Origin of the sequence: Dysosmobacter welbionis, assembly GCF_005121165.3 — a bacterium.
GTDB classification, from domain to species: Bacteria; Bacillota; Clostridia; order Oscillospirales; family Oscillospiraceae; genus Oscillibacter; species Oscillibacter welbionis.
Genome location: NZ_CP034413.3, coordinates 640,294 through 658,385, shown reverse-complemented (window position 1 = coordinate 658,385; position 18,092 = coordinate 640,294). Strand labels below are relative to the sequence as shown.

The following is an 18,092-nucleotide window of genomic DNA, read 5'->3' as shown; positions in this document are numbered from 1 at the left end:
CGCTATGCCAGACGCAATCGGAAACAAGACCGCCCACGACTACCATCTGGACGTGCCTGCCCCGGAGCAGGGCTTCTTCGCCAAGGGCCTGGGCCACGGGGACTGGGGAGCCAAGAATCGGCTCTCCCACCTGTTCAATCCCAAGAGCGGCAACACGGTGATGCTGGCCTTTGACCACGGCTATATCATGGGGGCCACTGCGGGCCTGGAGCGCATGGACGTGACCATCGCCCCTCTGTGCCGGTACGCGGACGTGCTCATGGCCACCCGGGGGCCATCCGCTCCTGCATCCCCCCCACGGTCCACAATGCCATCTGCCTCCGGGCCACCCATGACGCCAGTGTGCTCATCGACGACATGAGCACCGGCAACGGCGTGGGTGCCGATATGGAGGCCGCCATCCGCATGAATGCCTCCGCCGTGGCCATCCAGTGCTTCATCGGCGGGGCGGGCGAGGCCCGGTCCCTGGAGACCCTGTGCCGCGCCGTGGACGCCGGGGAACGGTACGGCATCCCTGTTCTGGGCGTCACCGCCGTGGGCAAGGAGATGGCCCGCACCACCCAGTATTTCCTGCTGGCCGCCCGGATGCTGGCAGAGCTGGGGGCGTCCTTCGTCAAGACCTACTACTGCGATGACTTTGAGAAGGTAGTGGCCGCCTGTCCCGTGCCCATCGTCATCGCCGGCGGCAAGAAGCTGCCGGAGGACGAGGCCCTGACCATGGCCTACCGGGCCATCTCCGACGGCGCCCGGGGCGTGGACATGGGCCGCAACATCTTCCAGAGTGAGCATCCCGCCGCCATGTGCCGGGCGGTGGCCAAGATCGTGCACGAGAAATTTACTGACCGGGAGGCCTTCCAGTTCTATCAGGAGTTGGCCGCCCAGGATAACTGACAGGAGGTTTTCCATGGCAGCGGAGTATATGCATATCGGGATCCCCGTGCTGAACAAAAAGCCCAACATGGTCTACAACGAGTGGGGCGGCTTCTGGGTCAATGAGAGCGTGGATGCCTACGACTACAAGATTGAATACCTGAAATTTGAGGAGGGAACCCGGTTCCCGGAGATCCTTTCCAAACAGCCCCACGTGGCCTACAAGGTGGATAACATGGACCCCTATCTGAAGGAGGCCCAGCAGGTGATTTTCGGGCCGGAGACCCTCAGCGATACGGTCCGACTGGCGTTCATCACCCTGGATGACGCCATCATTGAGCTGTACGAGGAAACATAACGGCTTCAACACCGGCCTCCGCCAGTGTGCGGAGGCTGGTCCCTTGCCGCCACCCCGCAGGGAATGGAGGGTATCCGGCACAGACTTGGAAAAAACCAGAGCGGCGCCCCGGCGGAATATTCCGCCGGGGCGCCGCTTTTTTGCGGGACAGACATGGTGCATACTTTTCCCGCTTCTGCTCACGTTAAGGTTGCCAGCTGCTCCAGCAGATGCAGAACAACAGGCTTGACACGCGGCGCACAGGCGTTGAAAAGCCGCAGCACCTGCTCCTGACCGTAGTCGGGAGAGGTCGTCTGGACGCCGGTGAAGGCTCGGGCAAGGTCGTATTCCAGAACACAGCAGAGCCTGTCCAGCAGGTCCAGCGTCGGATGCACCCGTCCGTTTTCAATTTTGGACAGGTAGACCACAGTAATGCCGGCCCGTTCCGCCGCGTCCTCCTGTGTGATCCCCAGTTCCTTTCGCCGCGCCTGCAGCCGGCCACCAATCGCAGCATAATCCAAAGGCATGTAATCACCCTAAAACATCCTAGCAAAGATAATCTTTTCATTTAATGAATTGACATTTTAACTTAATCTGATAAAATAATATTTGCGAATTTTCTAAGGGTATACGCCGCAGCGCCAACACATGGGAGATGACAGACAGATGAAAAAAATTCGGGTGGGAATCCTGGGAGTGGCCGCCGCAGCGGCGCTCTGCTTCACGGCGGGAGCCGTCTATCTCTATGCCAGGGGAGTGTGGCAGATGCCCATTCCGGCGGACCGGGCCCTCCCGGTGCTGATGTACCACCATATCGTGGAGGACGGTGAGCCGTGCAACGATATGACCATCACCGTGAGCCGTATGGAACAGGACCTGCGCTGGCTGACGGAACATGGCTACCACACTGTGCTGCCGCGGGAGTTGGCAGGGGGAGAGCCGCTGCCGGAAAAACCCCTTCTCATCACCTTTGACGACGGATACCGGAGCAACTACGAGCTGCTCTTCCCGCTGCTTCAGGCATACCAGATGAAAGCCGTGGTCTCTATTATGGTGTATATGCAGGACGTGTCCGCTGACAACTTCCTCAGCTGGGATATGTGCCGGGAGATGGCAGACTCCGGCCTGGTAGAGATCGGGTCCCATGCCTATTCGCTCCACAATCTGGGAGATCTGGGCGGAAACTTTGACCCGGGCGGCATCAACGGCATCCAAAGGGATCCGGAGGAGTCGGACAGTGCCTTTGAGGCCAGGGTGCTGGGGGATATTCAGAAGAGCCATGACCGCATTGCCCAGGAGGTGGGCCAGCCCGTCACCTTCTTCGCCTATCCCTTCGGCATTACCGAGCCGGACGCGGAGGCATTTGTGCATGAGCTGTTCCCGGTCACTGCGGTCACCAGACACGGCACAGCCGACTTGGGGAAGGGACTGCATGAGCTGCCACGCATGACCGTGACGATGGACAGGGAACTGGAGGACATTCTGAAGGACTGATGGAGGGGCCGCTTTTCCGGAGCAGGAAAAAGGACTCCGCAGGCACAGCCTGCGGAGTCCTTTTGACCGGGGATGGAGTTGGCGGCGGGCCGCCCTCAGGGGCTCCGGGGCAGATCCACTGTGCGGACCGTCTCATTGCCGGCCAGGTCCACCGCGTAAAAGGTATAAGGTCCGCCATTGCGCACCAGCAAGGTGGCGGCCCCCCACGCATTCAAGGGGAGGGGCGTCCCCGCGGCGCCGCCCTGGAAATTCGCTGCCGTGTATGTCCCGGCGGCATAAGCGGCGGAGCGGAAGTCGCCGTCCGGATCCTGGACTTGAACGGTCAGATACTGCTGCCCCCTCCACTGGAAGAGAGACAGGGAGAGAATGGGCGGACTGTCGGTATAGGCCGCCAGGTCCGGCTCCGTCCAGGTCCGCCCCTTCTGGGCCGCGGCCCCGGATGCCATGGCGGCACCCAGGTCCAGCATCCCGCCGGTAGCCGTCAGGCCGGTGAGGCTGTCCAGCTTTTGGACGGAGGATAGCAGGATGTCCTTCACGTCGGCCAGCGTGGCATCCGGAAACTGGGAGTAGAGCATGGCCGCCGCAGCACTGACCATAGGCGCCGCCATGGAGGTTCCTGTCATGTAACTGTATGAATTCCCGGGGGTGGTGCTTAAAATATGGGTGCCGGGGGCGGCTAGGTCCACAGAGGAGGCGCCGTAGCTGGAGGTAGGATCCAGGTTACCGTCGTATCGGAGGTTCGCCACGGTAATGAGGTTATCCAAGTGGTAGCTGGCCGGGTAGCTGGGGGCAAGCTCCAGGTCGGCGCCGTCGTTGCCGGCTGCCACTACGAACAGCATATCCGACGCCGCGATGGTGCGGTACAGCGCGGGGTCGTTTCTGGAAGAGCCCAGGCTCAGGTTGCAGATCCGGGCTCCGTTGGCCTCCGCGTACTGAATGGCCCGGATGATGGACGCCGTGGAGCCGCTGCCGTCCCACCCGCCCAGAGCCTTGACTGCCATGACTTTGACGTGGTCGCTCCGGACGATGCCGGCGATCCCGATGCCGTTGTCCGCATGGGCGGCGATGGTGCCCGCGCCGTGGGTGCCGTGGCTGTCCTCACTGCCCGTATAGACCTGATTGCTGCCGGAGTAGAAATTCCAGCCGTAGACATCGTCGATATAGCCGTTTCCGTCGTCGTCTACCCCGTTGCCGGGGATCTCGTCTTCGTTCACCCAGATGCGGCCCTCCAGATCAGCGTGGGTGTAGTCGATGCCGGTGTCCACCAGGGCCACCACCACATCCCGGCTTCCGCCGTCGTACAGGGCCCAGGCATCCTCCGCGCCGATGTCCACGCCGGCCGCGGCCTGCACGGTTCCGGTGCTCCCGGCGGATGCATCGGACTGCATCCACCAGGGGGCAATCCACTGCCACGGGGCGGAGGGGAGTGCAAAGGGATCATTGAAGACCGGATAGGGGTTCTCCTGCTCCTCCAGTTGGAAGCTGCCGTCGTTATACAGGGCCCACTGCTCCGCCAGCAGCGGGTCTGTGGTGGAGAGAGCGGTGCTTGTGTATGTGTAGTTGGGCTGGACCAGCGCCACACCCTCCTGCCGGGCCAGCTGCGGCAGCCCCTCCTCCAGGGAGGCGGCGTCCTCGTAGACGACCACCTCGGTCCTGCCGTCCTCATACAGGACCAGAACCTCACTGTCGGGGTATGCGGCGGGCTCCAGAACGGATGTCCCCGCCGGGACGGAATCGGTGCCCACAGCGGCTGCGCCCAGGGTCATGCCCTGCGCCAGCAGAAGCAGGGAGAGCAGCAGGCACACCGACCGTTTTACATGGTGAGAGACCCTCATGGCGTTCCTCCTATTCCGGGATGGTTCTCTGATGATGGGACCATGGTACACCCAAAAGCTAAAATGAGCCTGAAATGAGGGGAAACGGAGCCATCCGGCAGCCTGTCCCCTGTGTCAAGCATAGCAGACTTGCTCCCTGCTGTCCAGAGCGGCAGCGATTTTCCGGATTTGTGAAAGGCCATCCGGTGGGAAAATGAATTTGACACCGGTGCGGGAATCCGGTATTCTGAACGCATGGATACTGATTCCGGACACAAGATGAGAAAGGATGGATTATGGAAGCATTATACGGACTCCTGCTCCCGTTCCTGGGCACCTCCCTGGGCGCGGCGAGCGTGTTCTTTATGAAAAAGGCGATGTCGGACGGCCTGCAGAAGGGGCTGACGGGCTTCGCGGCAGGGGTGATGACGGCGGCGTCGGTTTGGAGCCTGCTGATCCCGGCTATTGAGCGGTCGGAGGAGCTGGGAAAGTGGTCCTTTGCACCGGCCGCCGCAGGCCTCTGGCTCGGCTTTCTGTTCCTGCTGGCGCTGGACCATATCATTCCCCATCTGCATTGGGGCAGCGCGCAGCCGGAGGGCCCCTCCAGCCGGCTGCGCCGGACCACCATGATGGTGCTGGCGGTAACGCTCCACAACATTCCGGAGGGGATGGCGGTGGGCGTGGTCTGCGCCGGATATCTGGCAGGGGACACGGAGATCACTGCTATGGGCGTGCTGGCGCTTTCCCTGGGCATCGCTGTCCAGAATTTCCCGGAGGGAGCCATCGTCTCCATGCCCCTGCGGGCGGAGGGCGAGGGGAAGCTCCGGGCCTTCGCCGGAGGCGTGCTATCCGGCGTTGTGGAGCCCATCGGCGCCCTGGTGACGATCCTGGCGGCGGAGCTGCTGGTGCCCGCCCTGCCGTATCTGCTGGGCTTTGCCGCAGGGGCCATGCTTTATGTGGTGGTGGAGGAGATGATTCCGGAGATGTCCCAGGGACGCCACTCCCACATCGGTGTGCTGGCCTTTGCTGCGGGCTTCAGCGTGATGATGGTGCTGGACGTGGCCCTGGGATGACGGTCAGGACAATTTCTGTCCGGTGTCTTTCTCCAGCTGTCCGCTGAGGCGTTCGCTCTGCGTGCCGAAATAGAAGGCGATAACAACGGAGAAGACAGTCAGAAAATCGTGGCTGGAGATACGGCCGGTGACGGCTAGGTCGGCAAATACAACGGTGAGGATCAGCGTCACAATACTTTTGACGCAGAGAAGATTGCTCAGACGTTTAATCAGAGCGGCAGGCATGGGGACCCCTCCCTGTTTCGGATGATTTTGCTCCATGATATGCGCCCCGCTCCGAAAAGACCCCGGCGGGGGAACAGGACGGGCGCCCTTCCACTAAACTGGAAGGGGAGCCCTGTGTTCCCCGAGCCTGTACAGAGGGGGGAAACGCATTTGAGCGAACGAGAAAAGCACATCTGCCTGGATCCAGGGCATGACGCGGGCAATCTGGCCAACAAGAGTCCGGATGGGACCTATTATGAGCATGTATTCACCCTGGACCTGGGGAAGCGGCTGGAGAAGCTGCTCACAGACCGGGGCGTCTCCGTGACCATGACCCGTACTGGCGGCGGGGCAGTAAGCCTGGCCAGACGGTGTGAGATCGCCAACAGCATCCCGGACCTGGACCTGTTCGTCAGCCTTCACAGCAATGCCGCCGCTGGGGGCGGCTGGTCCTCTGCCAAAGGGTGGAGCGTCTATCTCTACGGCCCCGGCGGCGACCGGGAGCGGGCGGCTCAGGACATCCTGGAGCAGGTGCGGGCGGCGGGCATCGCCGTGCGATCCACGCCGATTGTGTACGATCCGGAGCTCTATGTGCTGAAGCACACAAAGGCCCCGGCCGTCCTGCTGGAAAACGGCTTCCACACCAACCGGGAGGAGGCTGCCCTGCTGGGGCAGGCCGACTACCGCCAGAAGCTGGCGGTGGCAGAGGCCAAGGGAATTCTGGAGTATTTGGGCATCCCCTGGGTGGAGACCGAAGAAGAGACGGACTACCAGGCAGAAGCCAGGGCCGCCGTGGACTGGCTGACGGAAAACGGCATCATGCAGGGAAATGCGGAGGGAGACCTGATGTTGGACCAGCCGCTGACCCGCCGACAGTTCGCCGTACTGGAGTACCGGATCGCCAAGCTGGAAGGATTTGTCTGAGCACAGGCCCCGTATGAATATGCGGGGCCTGTATTTTCTTTGGGTAAATCGACGAAATTCGACATTGTTCGGCAATTTTTTTCCAAAAGTGAATTTTTATTCGTGTTAAAAATTTGGAAGATAATGTAAAATCCTCCGTAGAAGGAGGGTTTGCTATGCAAAAATATCAAAAAAAAAAGACACATCCAGGAAAAGAGCCCCTTTTGGAGAGAGCGGAGACTGGCGGGACTTTCCCAGGAAAAGGCTGCGGAACGCCTGGGAATTTCCACACGGACACTGCAAAAGTATGAGCGGGGAAAAGCGCAGCCCAGGTTCGACATGGTTGTCCGCATGGCAGAGATTTACGGCTGTGACCTCTATGCGTTTCTCTGCTCCCGGAGGGCAGGCGGCATGACCGGCTACCGGTATGCGCCGGTGCGCGTCCGCAGCTTCCGACCAGACTGTTCTTGTGTGTATGGCATTCTGGTCCGGAAGCTGGAGGGGGAACGGACGGTGGCGCTGACCGTCATCCCCGGGCTGTCGCCGGACAAAGAGGCGGTCCACCGCTTTGCGGAGTGGTGCGGCCGGGAACAGTTGGACCCCGCCCATCTGCCGGAGGCCATCCGGGCCGCATTCCCGGACACCGTCAAGACTCCGTGAGAGCGAGCACCCCCGCCGGAGAGTTCCCGGCGGGGGCGCTTCTGTCTCAGATTTTACAGCCGGGACGCAAAGTCGGCCATGGCCTCGGAGATCTTCAGTTGCTGAGGACAGACCGCCTCGCAGCTGCGGCAGCCGATGCAGGCGCTGGGCCACTTGTCCTGCGGCAGAGCAGAGAGGGCCATGGGGGCCAGGAAGCCGCCGCCGGTGAAGGCATGCTCGTTGTACAGCGCCAGCAGGGAGGGGATATCCAGCCCCTGAGGACAGTGGCTGACGCAGTAGTGGCAGGCGGTGCAGGGAAGGGCGGTCTTGCTGACCATGCGCTGGGCCTGGGCCAGCAGGCGGTCCATCTCCCTGCTGCTGAGGGGAACCCCCATCTGGAAAGTGGCGATGTTGGCCTTCACCTGCTCCAGGTCGGACATGCCGGAGAGAATCATGGTGACGCTGGGAATGGACTGCAGAAACCGGAAGGCCCAGGCCGGGATGGGTTCCTCGGGGCGCATGGCCCTCAGGGGGGCGGCCTCCTCGTCGGAAAGGCGGGCCAGGCGGCCGCCCCGCAGGGGCTCCATGACCCAGACGGGAATGTGCCAGCTATCCAGCAGCTCCACCTTTTCGCGGCCGTTCTGGAAGGTCCAGTCGATGTAGTTCAGCTGCAGCTGACAGAACTCCATATCCTTGCCGTAGGCGTCCAGAAACCGCTTCAGCACAGGCAGGTTCCCGTGGCAGGAGAAGCCTAGGTGGCGGATACGGCCGCGCCGCTTCTGCTCCATCAGATAGTCGTGGATGCCGTACTGCGGGTCCAGATAGGCGTCGATGTTCATCTCACAGACGTTGTGGAAGAGATAGAAATCAAAATAGTCCACCCGGCACTTTTTCAGCTGCTCCTCAAAAATCTCCTGCACCTTGGGCATGTTGGATAGGTCGTAACCGGGGAACTTGTCGGCAATGTAAAATTTTTCCCGGGGATGTTTGGCCAGGGCCTTACCCAGGGCAATCTCTGAGTTGCCGTTGTGATACCCCCAGGCGGTGTCGTAGTAGTTGACGCCGTTGGCCATGGCGCAATCCACCATCTCCTCCGCGGCGGCCTCGTCCACCACGGCGTCGTTGCCGCCCACCACAGGCAGGCGCATACAGCCCATGCCCAGAGCGGACAGCTTCAGGTCCTGAAAGTCCTTGTAAATCATCACGATTTCTCCTTTTCAGATTTAGGAAGGGGATACTGCCTTCTCCGGGAGACGAGGTGCCTCCACAGTGGGAAGTCCCCGGCCCGCCCTTGGGCGGAATCCCTCTATGAAAAGGATAGCACTTGGAGCGCACTCCAAGTCAAGAGGGGAAATCCTGCTTTTAGAAAGTCTTTTGTCCGGCTAAAGAAAAAAGCCCGCCGCCCCGTTCCGGGGCGACGGACCGGAGTCACGCCGGCTGCAGGTAGCCGGTGACGATGCCTAGCAGGGCGGACAGCAGGATGATGACGATGGGATGGAGCTTCTTGTGGGTCAGGACCGCCATCAGGGCGAAGATGGCCAGAGAGCAGACCAGGGGATACGCCGTCACCGCCGCCAATCCCTCCGGCAGGAACACCGTCTGCCCCACCGAGACCACCGCGGCGCCGATCATGCCGATCACAGCCGGACGCAGTCCGCCCATGGCGCCGCTGACGATGGCGCTGGAGCGGAAGGCGGCGTAGAACCGGGCCACCAGCAGGATTATGAGGAAGGAGGGCAGCACCACCCCCAGCGTGGCGCAGAAGGCGCCGGGCAGGCCCGCCAGCTCCGCCCCCACATAGGTGGAGACGTTCACCGCAAAGGGGCCCGGCGTACTCTCGCTGACGGCGATGAAGTTCACCAATTCTTCCGCCGTCATCCAGCCCTTGGCCTGGACATCCGCCTGGATGAGCGGCAGCATGGCATAACCGCCGCCGATGGTGAACAGGCCGATCTTGAAGAAGGTCAAAAACAGCTCCAGATACAGCATCACACAGCCCTCCTTTTCGCCATGCGGGCGGAGAGCAGCCCCACCGTCGCGCTGGCCAGGATCACCAGCACCGCATCCACGCCGCAGAAGGCCGTCAGCACAAAGGCACCCGCCATGACGGCATAGGAAACAGCGCCCTTGGGGCTCTGCCGGTACATGGACAGCAGTGCCTTCAAAAGCAGGGCCAATACGCCGGCCCGGATGCCGTTGAAGGCGTATTGGACCACCGCCAGGTCCGAGAACTGCCGCAGCACAAAGGAGACGGCGTAGATCACCAGGAAGGAGGGCAGCACCACGCCCAGCGTGGCGCAGAAGGCGCCGAGGGTGCCGCATACCTGATATCCTACGAAGGTGGCGGTGTTGATGGCAATGGGGCCCGGTGTGGACTCGGCAATGGCGACAATGTCCAGAATGTCCCGGTCCTCCAGCCAGCGGCGGCGTTCCGTCACCTCACGCTGGATCAGGGGGATCATGGCGTAGCCTCCGCCAAAGGTGAAGGCGCCGATTTTGGAAAAAGTCCCGAACAGCTGACGGGCTTTGGTCAGATCTGTGGGCATGGAAACCGCTCCTTTCGCGCTCTTGGATTTCTCCCCCAGCGTACGCTTTTTCGTGACATTCATCAATCTATATGATAGGATAAAAAACATAATGAAATAATTATGAATAGGGGGGAGTGCCGTGACGCTGCGGCATCTCGAGATCTTTTCCGCCGTCTGCGCCCAGGAGAGCTTCACCCGGGCGGCGGAGCAGCTGAATATGGCACAGCCGGCGGTGAGCCTGGCCATCCGGGAGCTGGAGGTGTTTTACAACGTGCGGCTGTTCGAGCGGATGAACCGCCGGGTCTATCTGACAGAGGCAGGGCGTACGCTGCGGCAGTATGCGGACACCGTGCTGTCCCAGTTTCAGGAATCGGTGGAGGTCCTGCGGGAGAGCGGCGCCCAGGGGGCCTGCCGCTTCGGCGTCCACGTGACGCTGGGCGAGACCCGCCTTGCGGGTATCCTGGCGCATCTGGCAGAGGCGCTGCCTGAGATCACGGTCCGGGCCAGTATTCACAACTCCAGGGAGACAGAGCGGATGATCCTGCAGAACGAACTGGATTTTGCCGTAGTGGACAATGTCACCGTCTCGCCCCACTACCTGGTGGAGCCCCTGTGCGGTGAGGAGCTGGCGGCAGTGTGCGCCCCCGGCTATCTGGAGGGAAAGAACTCCCTGACTCTGGCGGAGCTGGCGGAAGAGCGGCTGCTGTTGCGGGAGCGGGGCAGCGGCACCCGGAACAGTGTGGATGCCGGCCTGCAGGGAGCAGGCGCCACGGCGCAGCCGGTAGTGGAGAGCGTCAGCACCGCTGCCCTGCTGGCCTGCGCCCGGGCGGGGCTTGGGATCACGCTGCTGCCCCGGTCTCTGGTGGTGGCGGACCTGGAGCGGGGGGACCTTCGGGAGCTGGCTGTGGAGGACGGCGGGTTTCACAGGAGCTATTTCCTGGTGCGCCACCGCAGCAAGTATCTGACGGACGGCATGAAGCGGGTGATCCGAGTGCTGCGGGAACACCTGGGCGGAGAGCAGCCGTGAGGTGGAAAGACCCTGCCGAAAGACACGGCGCCTCGGCGGAATCTGGGCGGTTCCACGCAGCGTTTGTTGTGGGAGCAGGCCGGATTTGATATACTGGCCCCAGGTGATGAAGTATGGATCGGACAAAGACCGGGGCGCTGATCGCAGCAGCCCGGAAAGAACAGAATATGACCCAGAAGGAGCTGGCCGCGGCCTTGCATGTGTCGGACCGGGCGGTCTCCAAATGGGAGCGGGGCGCCGGGTTCCCGGACATCTCCCTGCTGGAGCCTCTGGCGGATACTTTGGGGCTGGGCGTGCTGGATCTGCTGCGGGGGGAGCGGGGGACAGTGCCGGAGCCGGAGCCGACGATCCGGCAGGCCCTGGCCTTTCTGGCCCGGCAGGCAAAGGAGCGGACCCGGAGAAAGTGGAGTCAGGTGCTGGGCGGCACCTGTGCTTTGCTGATGGCGGGCTTTGTCCTCTTTGCAATTCTGGACCGGGCCGGGGTGTTCCTTCAGGAGATCTCTTTGGAAGTGCCGGCCACCGTATATAGTGCGGAAGGGGTGTCGGCCGGGGAGACGACAGTTGCCATAGATGGTTCGGTGAAAATTCTGGGAGACCGCTCTTTTGAGGGGCAGTTTGCTATCCACGAAGTGGAAACTACCTGCCGGGAGGGTGTCCATGCGAACATCCGGTGGGATGCCATGTGGACAGACGCCCAGGACATCCTGTTCTACCGGCCGGGGGATAACCTTTCTCTCGGTGTCGAGCGGATGCTGTATATCACGGAAAGCATGGAATCTTTTGGCCTTCGGCTGGAGGATGGGACCATCATTGCCACGGATGAGGCCTATGTGCCGCTGTTGATGTCCGGCTACTACTATTCCATCCGCCCGATTTTCTCCAATCAATTCTGAAACGGCCGCACAACCAATGATTTTGCAAAAGAGCAAAAAGAGCCCGGACGCTGAACAGACGTCCGGGCTTTTAGCAGTCCCCTTTTATCCCAATTTATCGGCCAACCGCTTGGCGATCTCGTCCAAAAATTCCTCACTGTCCACACCGCGGGCCTGGAAGCCGGGCTCTACCAGCCCCAGCAGATCTTTTGTCATCACGCCGTCTTTCAGCGTCTCCAGGGAGGCATCCTCCAGCGCTTGGCCGAACTGCACCAGCTCCGGCAGACCGTCCAACTCGCCCCGCCGCTTCAAACCGCCGGACCAGGCGAAGATGGTGGCGATGGGGTTGGTGGAGGTCTTCTCCCCCTTCAGGTACTTGTAGTAGTGCCGGGTGACGGTGCCGTGGGACGCCTCGAACTCCATGGTGCCGTCCGGAGATACCAGCACGGAGGTCATCATGGCAAGACTGCCGAAGGCGGTGGCCACCATGTCGCTCATCACGTCGCCGTCGTAGTTTTTCAGCGCCCAGATGAAGCCGCCCCTAGAGCGGATCACCCGCGCCACCGCGTCATCGATGAGCGTGTAGAAGTAGGTGAGGCCCAGCCTTTCAAACTCCACCTTGTAGGTGGTCTCATACTCCTCCTCGAAGATCCGTTTGAACTCTCCGTCGTAGACCTTGGAGATGGTGTCCTTGGTGGAGAACCACAAGTCCTGCCGCTGATTGATGGCGTACTGGAAGCAGCTGCGGGCAAAGGCACGGATGCTCTTCTCCGTGTTGTGCTGGCCCTGCCACACGGCGGGACCGCTGACCGTCTGAACGGTGAGGGTCTTCTCCGCGCCGCTCTCGCCCTTGAAGGTGAGGGTGGCGGTGCCCGGCTCCTCGGTCACCATGTCCACAGCCTTGTACATATCGCCGTAGGCGTGGCGGGCGATGGTGATGGGCGCCTCCCAGTTCTTCACAACCGGGTGGATCATGGGCAGGACAATGGGCGCCCGGAAGGCGGTGCCGTCCAAAATCGCCCGGATGGTGCCGTTGGGGCTCTTCCACATCTCCGTCAGCTGGGGGTACTCCTCCATCCGCTGGCGGTTGGGGGTGATGGTGGCGCACTTCACCGCCACGCCCAGGCGCTTGGTGGCGTTGGCGGCGTCGATGGTCACCTGGTCCCGCGTCTCGTTCCGATGGAGCAGGCCCAGGTCATAGTACTCCGTTTTCAGGTCCACGAAGGGCAGGATCAGCTTTTCCTTGATCCAGGCCCACAGAACCCGGGTCATCTCATCGCCGTCCATCTCCACCAGGGGGGTGGTCATCTTGATTTTATCCATGGTCTCAACCTCGCCAATCATTAGAAATTTCGGAGCCCGGCGCAGCCGGACCACTTTGAATCATTTTCGCCAGGGCACCCTCCAGAGGGGCCTCTCTCGCCCCTCCGGGGCAATTCCCCTTCTGTGCCTGCCGAAAATGCTTTGACCTAGCCGCCCTGGGCGGTGCCTCCAGTGACCGATGTCACTGGGAAACAGCCAAAACGCCGCCCGTGGCGGAAAAGTGAGGCTGTTTCGAGACAGCGGCACGATTGACGGCCCAGACAGGGCCGGGAATCATAATGCTGCAACGGCAGAGGCAAATGGGGGATCTGAAGAGGGGAGGAAGTCCCCTCTTTAATTACGCTTGGCGTAATAGTTCATCAGGCATCCGTCGAGAATGATTTCCTTCTCATCGTCCGTCAGGCCTTTCACATGGAGCATCAGGCCCTCTACGGCGCCGTCCGTCCTGATGACCCTAGCCGGGATATCCTCAATGCCGTTCTCAATGGCCTGGCGGATGCCGGGGACGAACACACAGTCGCCGGGGGCGTAGTCAAAGGACGTGCCCGCGTCCAGTGTGAAGGGCAGGATTCCCCAGTTGATGCAGTTGGAGCGATACCGCTTGGTGGCGAACTCATAGCAGATGTTGGCAAAGCCCCCCAGCACCTTCTGGCAAGAGGCCGCCTGTTCCCGGGCGGAGCCGTCGCCGGGCTTGTTGGCAAAGACACAGGAGCCGAACTGAGTGGTTTTCACCAGCGCGGAGCCGTCGCCCACCTTGTCCAGAATGGCGGTGAGCTTCTCCGGGGCGTCCCCCCCCAGCCGTTCCGCCTCAATCTCCGCCACGGCCTTGGCCCGGCCCACGTAGGCAGGCTCCCGGCGGGACAGGGTGAACTCCGCCAGCCGCAGGGGGTTGGACCGGTAGGAGGAGGTCTCGCCGGAGGGGATCAGCTCGTCGGTGGTAGTGACGGGATCGTGGAGCACCGCCGCCAGCTCCACCAGCAGATTTTCCGCCAGGGGCTGCATCTTCGGCCAGTCCGTGATGTTGGGGCCCATCACCAGCTCCACGCTGGGATCCGCCTTGCCGAAGCCGTAGTACAGCCGCCGGTCATAGACGCCCTTGTCGAAGTGGTAGTCGTGGTGGACGGAGGTGTAATCGATGTCTGTGGCGGCGGTGATCCGGCCGCCGTTGGCCGCCGTGGCGGCAATGGAGCGGGCGTCCATCAGGCACACGCCGGCGAACTGGCCCTCCGCGGGCTTGGATCCCTCCCGGTTGGGGAAGTTCCGGGTGGTGTGCCGCAGGCTCAAGCCGTTGTTGGCAGGCACGTCTCCCGCGCCGAAGCAGGGGCCGCAGAAACTGGGCTTGATGACGGCGCCGGTCTCCAGCAGGTCCGCCGTGGCACCGATCTTCGTCAGCTCCAGACTGACGGGGACACTGGTGGGGTATATGTCCAGAGTGAAGGCACCGTTGCCGGTGGAGCCGCCCCGGAGGATGTCCGCCGCCTCGGTAATGTTGTCGAAGAGGCCGCCGGCGCATCCGGCGATGACACCCTGATCCGCCCAGACGCCGCCGTCACGGATTTTGTCCGTGAGCTTCACATGGGCCTTAGGATACCGCTTCTGGGCGTCCGCCTCCACAGCCGCCAGGATGTCGGCGGCATTCTCCAGAAACTCATGGATGGTCCAGGCATTGGATGGGTGGAAGGGCAGGGCGATCATGGGCTCGACCTTGGAGAGGTCGATCTCGATGTACTTGTCGTAGTAGGCTCCGTCCGCCGGGTGCAGCTCCCGGTAATCCTCCGGCCGCTGGTGGGCGCGGTAGAAGCCCTCCGTCACGCCGTCCGTCTCCCAAATGGAGGAGAGGCAGGTGGTCTCGGTGGTCATCACGTCGATGCCATTGCGGTAGTCGATGGGGAGAGCTGCAATACCGGGGCCGCAGAACTCCAAAACGCAGTTATTGACGAAGCCGCTTGCAAAGGTGGCCTTCACCAGGGCAATGGCCACGTCGTGGGGCCCCACGCCCCGGCGGGGCGCGCCGGTGAGGTACACCAGCACCACCTTGGGATAGTTGATGTCCCAGGTGTTCTTCAGCAGTTGCTTGGCCAGCTCCGGGCCGCCCTCACCCACGGCCATGGTGCCGAGAGCCCCGTACCGGGTATGGGAATCGGAGCCCAGGATCATGGTGCCGCCCTTCGCCATCTGCTCTCTTGCATAGGAGTGGATGACGGACTGGTTGGCAGGCACGTAGATACCGCCGTACTTTTTCGCGGCAGAGAGGCCGAAGACATGGTCATCCTCATTGATAGTGCCGCCCACGGCACACAGGCTGTTGTGGCAGTTGGTAAGCGCATAGGGGATGGGAAACTCCTTCATGCCGGAGGCCCGGGCCTGCTGGATAATGCCCACATAGGTGATGTCGTGGGACACCATGGCGTCAAAGCGGATCTGCAGGTGCTCCGGATCGCCGGAGATGTTGTGGGCCTGGAGAATGGACCAGGCCATGGTCCGTTTCCGCCCCTCCTCCGGAGAGACCGGGCCGGCAGCAGCGGGGACGCCGCCCGCCAGGAACACGCCGTTGTTATGAAGTGTTATCATATCAAGAGACCTCCTGTGTGTCACGGGGGAGCCGTGTTTCTCCCACCCAATATACCATATCGCCGTCCGGATGAAAAGTCATTTTGCAGGAAAAAGCCCCGCTTCCTGCAAATTCGGAGGAGTCGCCAAGAAAACAGCCCTAGGAGAAGCGAAGCGGCGACATTTTGCAGAGCCATACGAACTCAACGGAGCGTTGCTTGCGTTCCAGCGGAATTTCGGGTATCCTGTGGGAGAGGTGAGAAGAGATGCATGACCAAGACACCGGGACGCTGCTCCGGCGCCTGCGCCTGGAGCGGGGGTGGACCCAGCGGCAGGCGGCGGAACTGCTGGGCGTCAGCGCTCAGGCCGTCAGCAAGTGGGAGCGGGGCCAGGGCTGCCCGGACGTGGGGATGCTGCCGCGCCTTGCGAAGATTTTTGGCGTCAGCGTGGAGGGAATTCTGGACGGAGACCTGCTTCCGGCGGCGCCGGATGGAGGAAATATGAAAAAAATACAGTTTTACGTGTGCCCGGACTGCGGCAACATTCTGACAGCTGCGGCGGGAGGGCAGCTTGCCTGCTGCGGCCGGCGGCTGGAGCCCCTGGAGGTCCGGTCCGCAGATCCGGATCACGCCGTAACGGTCCAGGAGGTGGAGGAGGACTGGTATGTCACCTTCCGCCACCCCATGGACAAGGGGCACTATATCCGCTTTACCGCTTGTGTGACACCGGACCGGCTGCTGCTGGCGCGGCTGTATCCGGAACAGGGCAGCGAGTTCCGCATCCCCCAGCTGCGGGGCGGGGCGAAGCTGTACCTTTGCTGCTCCTGCCACGGGCTGTTCCAGGCGAAGCTGCCGTGAGATGCAAAAGAGAGGACCGTCTTTGACGGTCCTCTCTTTTGACAGGTCACTTCGCTCAAATGGTGGATTTGGAGGAGCTGCGGCGGGCCATGAACCACACGAACACGGCCACAGCGGCGCAGATAAGGGCACGCCAGCCCCAGCTGCCCAGCCCCACCAGCAGGATCACCAGAATCAGCATGGGCAGGATGAACTGGAAGTAGATCTTGAACCTGGGGGACATCCCCAGGCCGGTGCCCTTGTTGGCTTCCGCCAGATACTTGTCAAAGCCCCAGCCCCACTTGCTGACGCAGAACAGCAGATAGATCAGGGAGCCGATGGGCAGCAGCAGATTGCTCACCAGGAAGTCCTCGATATCCAGGATCTGGCCGGTGGCGCCGCTGGGCAGGGACGCCTCGAAATACCAGAGATTGTAACCCAGCACACAGGGCATGCTGGCCAAGAGGATGAAGATTCCGCAGACGATGGTGGCTTTTTTCCGGGACCAGCCGAAGTTGTCCATGCAGCTGGCCATAATGTTCTCGAACACCGCCAGCACCGTGGTGAAGCTGGCGAAGGTCAGGAACAGGAAGAACAGGGCGCCCCACAGCCGGCCGCCGGTCATGCTGACGAACACCCGTGGCAGGGTCATAAAAATCAGGGATGGTCCCTGGCCGGGTTCCAGACCAAAGCTGAAGCAGGCGGGGAAGATGATCATGCCGGACATCAAGGCCACAAAGGTGTCCAGGCAGCAGATCCGCACGGCCTCGCCGGGCAGGCGGTTGGCGTCGGACATATAGCTGCCGAAGATTTCCATGGCGGCGATGCCCAGGCTCAGGGTAAAGAAGGACTGGTTCATGGCGGCCACGATCACATTGCCGATGCCGACCTCCGCGGCCCGCTCAAAGTCCGGCACCAGATAGAATTTCACGCCCTCCATAGCGCCGTCCAGGGTCAGGCTGTTGATGGCCAGAATGACGATCAGTGCCAGCAGGCAGATCATCATCCACTTGCTGATCCGCTCCAGCCCCTTCTGCAGACCGAAGCTGCACACGATGAAGCCCGCCAGCACGATGATTACCATATAGAGCGTCATCTCGCCGGGATTGGCCAGCATATCGGTCCAGACTGTGTCTACATCAGAGGGCTGCATGCCGCTGAAGGTGCCGGAGGCGAACTTGAAGCAGTAACCCAGCATCCAGCCGGAGACCGTGGTGTAGTACATCATCAGCAGGCAGCACCCGATTACGCACAGCCAGCCGTGGATGTGCCAGCGGCTGCCCTTGGGCTCCAGGGCCTTGTAGCCCAGCACGGCGCTCTTGCGGCTGGCACGGCCCACCGCCAGCTCCATGGTCAGAATGGGAACCCCCATGATGACCAGGGAGATGATGTAGAACAACACGAATACGCCGCCGCCGTTGACACCGGTGACGTAGGGGAATTTCCACACATTGCCGATGCCGATGGCGCAGCCGGCGCTTACCAGAATGAATCCCAGCCGGGATCGGAAATTTTCGCGACTCAAACTTCTCTCTCCTTCTCTTTTTCACATTCGCCGAAAAATTCGGCGGACAGACATTCCATATCTTAAACCGGATGAAAAGAGAAGTCAACATTCTTTT

20 protein-coding genes are annotated in these 18,092 nt (G+C 61.8%); 11 read left to right on the top strand and 9 right to left on the bottom strand.

Annotation, left to right across the window (positions count from 1 at the left end; genetic code table 11):
• Window positions 1–4: 4 nt before the first annotated feature.
• Genes EIO64_RS18965 through EIO64_RS03455 form a run of 3 tightly spaced genes read left to right on the top strand, consistent with a single transcriptional unit; the run spans window position 5 to window position 1,228 of the window.
• Window positions 5–361 carry a beta/alpha barrel domain-containing protein gene (locus EIO64_RS18965; RefSeq protein ID WP_346730070.1) on the top strand — a complete coding sequence of 119 codons (357 nt, stop codon included), beginning with the start codon at window positions 5–7 and terminating at the stop codon, window positions 359–361.
• On the top strand, window positions 343–891 hold the full coding sequence (locus tag EIO64_RS18960) for a beta/alpha barrel domain-containing protein (protein WP_346730069.1): 549 nt from the start codon (window positions 343–345) through the stop codon (window positions 889–891). The genes EIO64_RS18965 and EIO64_RS18960 overlap by 19 nt, the downstream gene beginning before the upstream one ends.
• A 13-nt stretch (window positions 892–904) precedes the next feature.
• Window positions 905–1,228: a hypothetical protein gene (locus tag EIO64_RS03455; protein ID WP_021751485.1), complete on the top strand. Its 324-nt coding sequence runs from the start codon at window positions 905–907 to the stop codon at window positions 1,226–1,228.
• A 179-nt stretch (window positions 1,229–1,407) separates the two neighbouring features.
• Here the strand turns inward: EIO64_RS03455 and EIO64_RS03450 are convergent, their stop codons facing one another.
• Window positions 1,408–1,734: a helix-turn-helix domain-containing protein gene (locus EIO64_RS03450; protein ID WP_119311351.1), complete on the bottom strand. Its 327-nt coding sequence runs from the start codon at window positions 1,732–1,734 to the stop codon at window positions 1,408–1,410.
• Between the two features lie 121 nt (window positions 1,735–1,855).
• Here EIO64_RS03450 and EIO64_RS03445 point away from each other — a divergent pair, with 121 nt between their 5' ends.
• Window positions 1,856–2,701 (top strand): polysaccharide deacetylase family protein, encoded by an 846-nt coding sequence (locus tag EIO64_RS03445; RefSeq protein WP_021751546.1) that lies wholly within the window; start codon window positions 1,856–1,858, stop codon window positions 2,699–2,701.
• A 95-nt stretch (window positions 2,702–2,796) separates the two neighbouring features.
• Here the strand turns inward: EIO64_RS03445 and EIO64_RS03440 are convergent, their stop codons facing one another.
• Window positions 2,797–4,536, bottom strand: a complete 1,740-nt coding sequence (locus EIO64_RS03440) for a S8 family serine peptidase (RefSeq protein WP_249390784.1) — start codon at window positions 4,534–4,536, stop codon at window positions 2,797–2,799.
• Between the two features lie 275 nt (window positions 4,537–4,811).
• Between EIO64_RS03440 and EIO64_RS03435 the strand changes: the two genes are divergently transcribed.
• Window positions 4,812–5,588 carry a ZIP family metal transporter gene (locus tag EIO64_RS03435; protein WP_021751549.1) on the top strand — a complete coding sequence of 259 codons (777 nt, stop codon included), beginning with the start codon at window positions 4,812–4,814 and terminating at the stop codon, window positions 5,586–5,588.
• Between the two features lie 3 nt (window positions 5,589–5,591).
• On the opposite strand, the gene EIO64_RS03430 is transcribed toward EIO64_RS03435, so the two are convergent.
• Window positions 5,592–5,813, bottom strand: a complete 222-nt coding sequence (locus EIO64_RS03430) for a hypothetical protein (RefSeq protein WP_136890781.1) — start codon at window positions 5,811–5,813, stop codon at window positions 5,592–5,594.
• 150 nt (window positions 5,814–5,963) lie between these two features.
• Here EIO64_RS03430 and EIO64_RS03425 point away from each other — a divergent pair, with 150 nt between their 5' ends.
• From EIO64_RS03425 to EIO64_RS03420, 3 genes are all read left to right on the top strand, one after another.
• On the top strand, window positions 5,964–6,716 hold the full coding sequence (locus tag EIO64_RS03425) for an N-acetylmuramoyl-L-alanine amidase family protein (RefSeq protein WP_158629685.1): 753 nt from the start codon (window positions 5,964–5,966) through the stop codon (window positions 6,714–6,716).
• Between the two features lie 155 nt (window positions 6,717–6,871).
• Window positions 6,872–7,006 carry a hypothetical protein gene (locus EIO64_RS18745; RefSeq protein ID WP_256264218.1) on the top strand — a complete coding sequence of 45 codons (135 nt, stop codon included), beginning with the start codon at window positions 6,872–6,874 and terminating at the stop codon, window positions 7,004–7,006.
• Complete coding sequence (locus EIO64_RS03420; protein ID WP_367646048.1) at window positions 6,972–7,355, top strand: helix-turn-helix domain-containing protein; 384 nt, start codon at window positions 6,972–6,974, stop codon at window positions 7,353–7,355. The genes EIO64_RS18745 and EIO64_RS03420 overlap by 35 nt, the downstream gene beginning before the upstream one ends.
• 53 nt (window positions 7,356–7,408) lie before the next feature.
• Here EIO64_RS03420 and EIO64_RS03415 read toward each other — a convergent pair whose 3' ends face one another.
• From EIO64_RS03415 to EIO64_RS03405, 3 genes are all read right to left on the bottom strand, one after another.
• Complete coding sequence (locus EIO64_RS03415) at window positions 7,409–8,536, bottom strand: aldo/keto reductase (RefSeq protein ID WP_119311347.1); 1,128 nt, start codon at window positions 8,534–8,536, stop codon at window positions 7,409–7,411.
• A 226-nt stretch (window positions 8,537–8,762) separates the two neighbouring features.
• The gene (locus EIO64_RS03410; RefSeq protein WP_119311346.1) at window positions 8,763–9,323 is read right to left on the bottom strand and encodes a chromate transporter; all 561 of its coding nucleotides are present in this window, start codon (window positions 9,321–9,323) and stop codon (window positions 8,763–8,765) included.
• Window positions 9,323–9,880 (bottom strand): chromate transporter, encoded by a 558-nt coding sequence (locus EIO64_RS03405; RefSeq protein WP_051319926.1) that lies wholly within the window; start codon window positions 9,878–9,880, stop codon window positions 9,323–9,325. The genes EIO64_RS03410 and EIO64_RS03405 overlap by 1 nt, the downstream gene beginning before the upstream one ends.
• Before the next feature lie 121 nt (window positions 9,881–10,001).
• Between EIO64_RS03405 and EIO64_RS03400 the strand changes: the two genes are divergently transcribed.
• The gene (locus EIO64_RS03400) at window positions 10,002–10,889 is read left to right on the top strand and encodes a LysR family transcriptional regulator (protein ID WP_119311345.1); all 888 of its coding nucleotides are present in this window, start codon (window positions 10,002–10,004) and stop codon (window positions 10,887–10,889) included.
• Between the two features lie 113 nt (window positions 10,890–11,002).
• On the top strand, window positions 11,003–11,782 hold the full coding sequence (locus EIO64_RS03395; RefSeq protein ID WP_119311344.1) for a helix-turn-helix domain-containing protein: 780 nt from the start codon (window positions 11,003–11,005) through the stop codon (window positions 11,780–11,782).
• An 84-nt stretch (window positions 11,783–11,866) separates the two neighbouring features.
• On the opposite strand, the gene EIO64_RS03390 is transcribed toward EIO64_RS03395, so the two are convergent.
• Both EIO64_RS03390 and EIO64_RS03385 read right to left on the bottom strand, forming a co-directional pair.
• Window positions 11,867–13,084 carry an NADP-dependent isocitrate dehydrogenase gene (locus tag EIO64_RS03390; RefSeq protein WP_119311929.1) on the bottom strand — a complete coding sequence of 406 codons (1,218 nt, stop codon included), beginning with the start codon at window positions 13,082–13,084 and terminating at the stop codon, window positions 11,867–11,869.
• Window positions 13,085–13,417: 333 nt separating this feature from the next.
• Window positions 13,418–15,655 (bottom strand): hydratase, encoded by a 2,238-nt coding sequence (locus EIO64_RS03385; RefSeq protein WP_119311343.1) that lies wholly within the window; start codon window positions 15,653–15,655, stop codon window positions 13,418–13,420.
• 245 nt (window positions 15,656–15,900) lie between these two features.
• Between EIO64_RS03385 and EIO64_RS03380 the strand changes: the two genes are divergently transcribed.
• Window positions 15,901–16,491: a helix-turn-helix domain-containing protein gene (locus EIO64_RS03380; protein ID WP_021751565.1), complete on the top strand. Its 591-nt coding sequence runs from the start codon at window positions 15,901–15,903 to the stop codon at window positions 16,489–16,491.
• Window positions 16,492–16,546: 55 nt separating this feature from the next.
• Here EIO64_RS03380 and EIO64_RS03375 read toward each other — a convergent pair whose 3' ends face one another.
• On the bottom strand, window positions 16,547–17,995 hold the full coding sequence (locus EIO64_RS03375; protein ID WP_021751566.1) for a sodium-dependent transporter: 1,449 nt from the start codon (window positions 17,993–17,995) through the stop codon (window positions 16,547–16,549).
• Window positions 17,996–18,092: the final 97 nt, after the last annotated feature.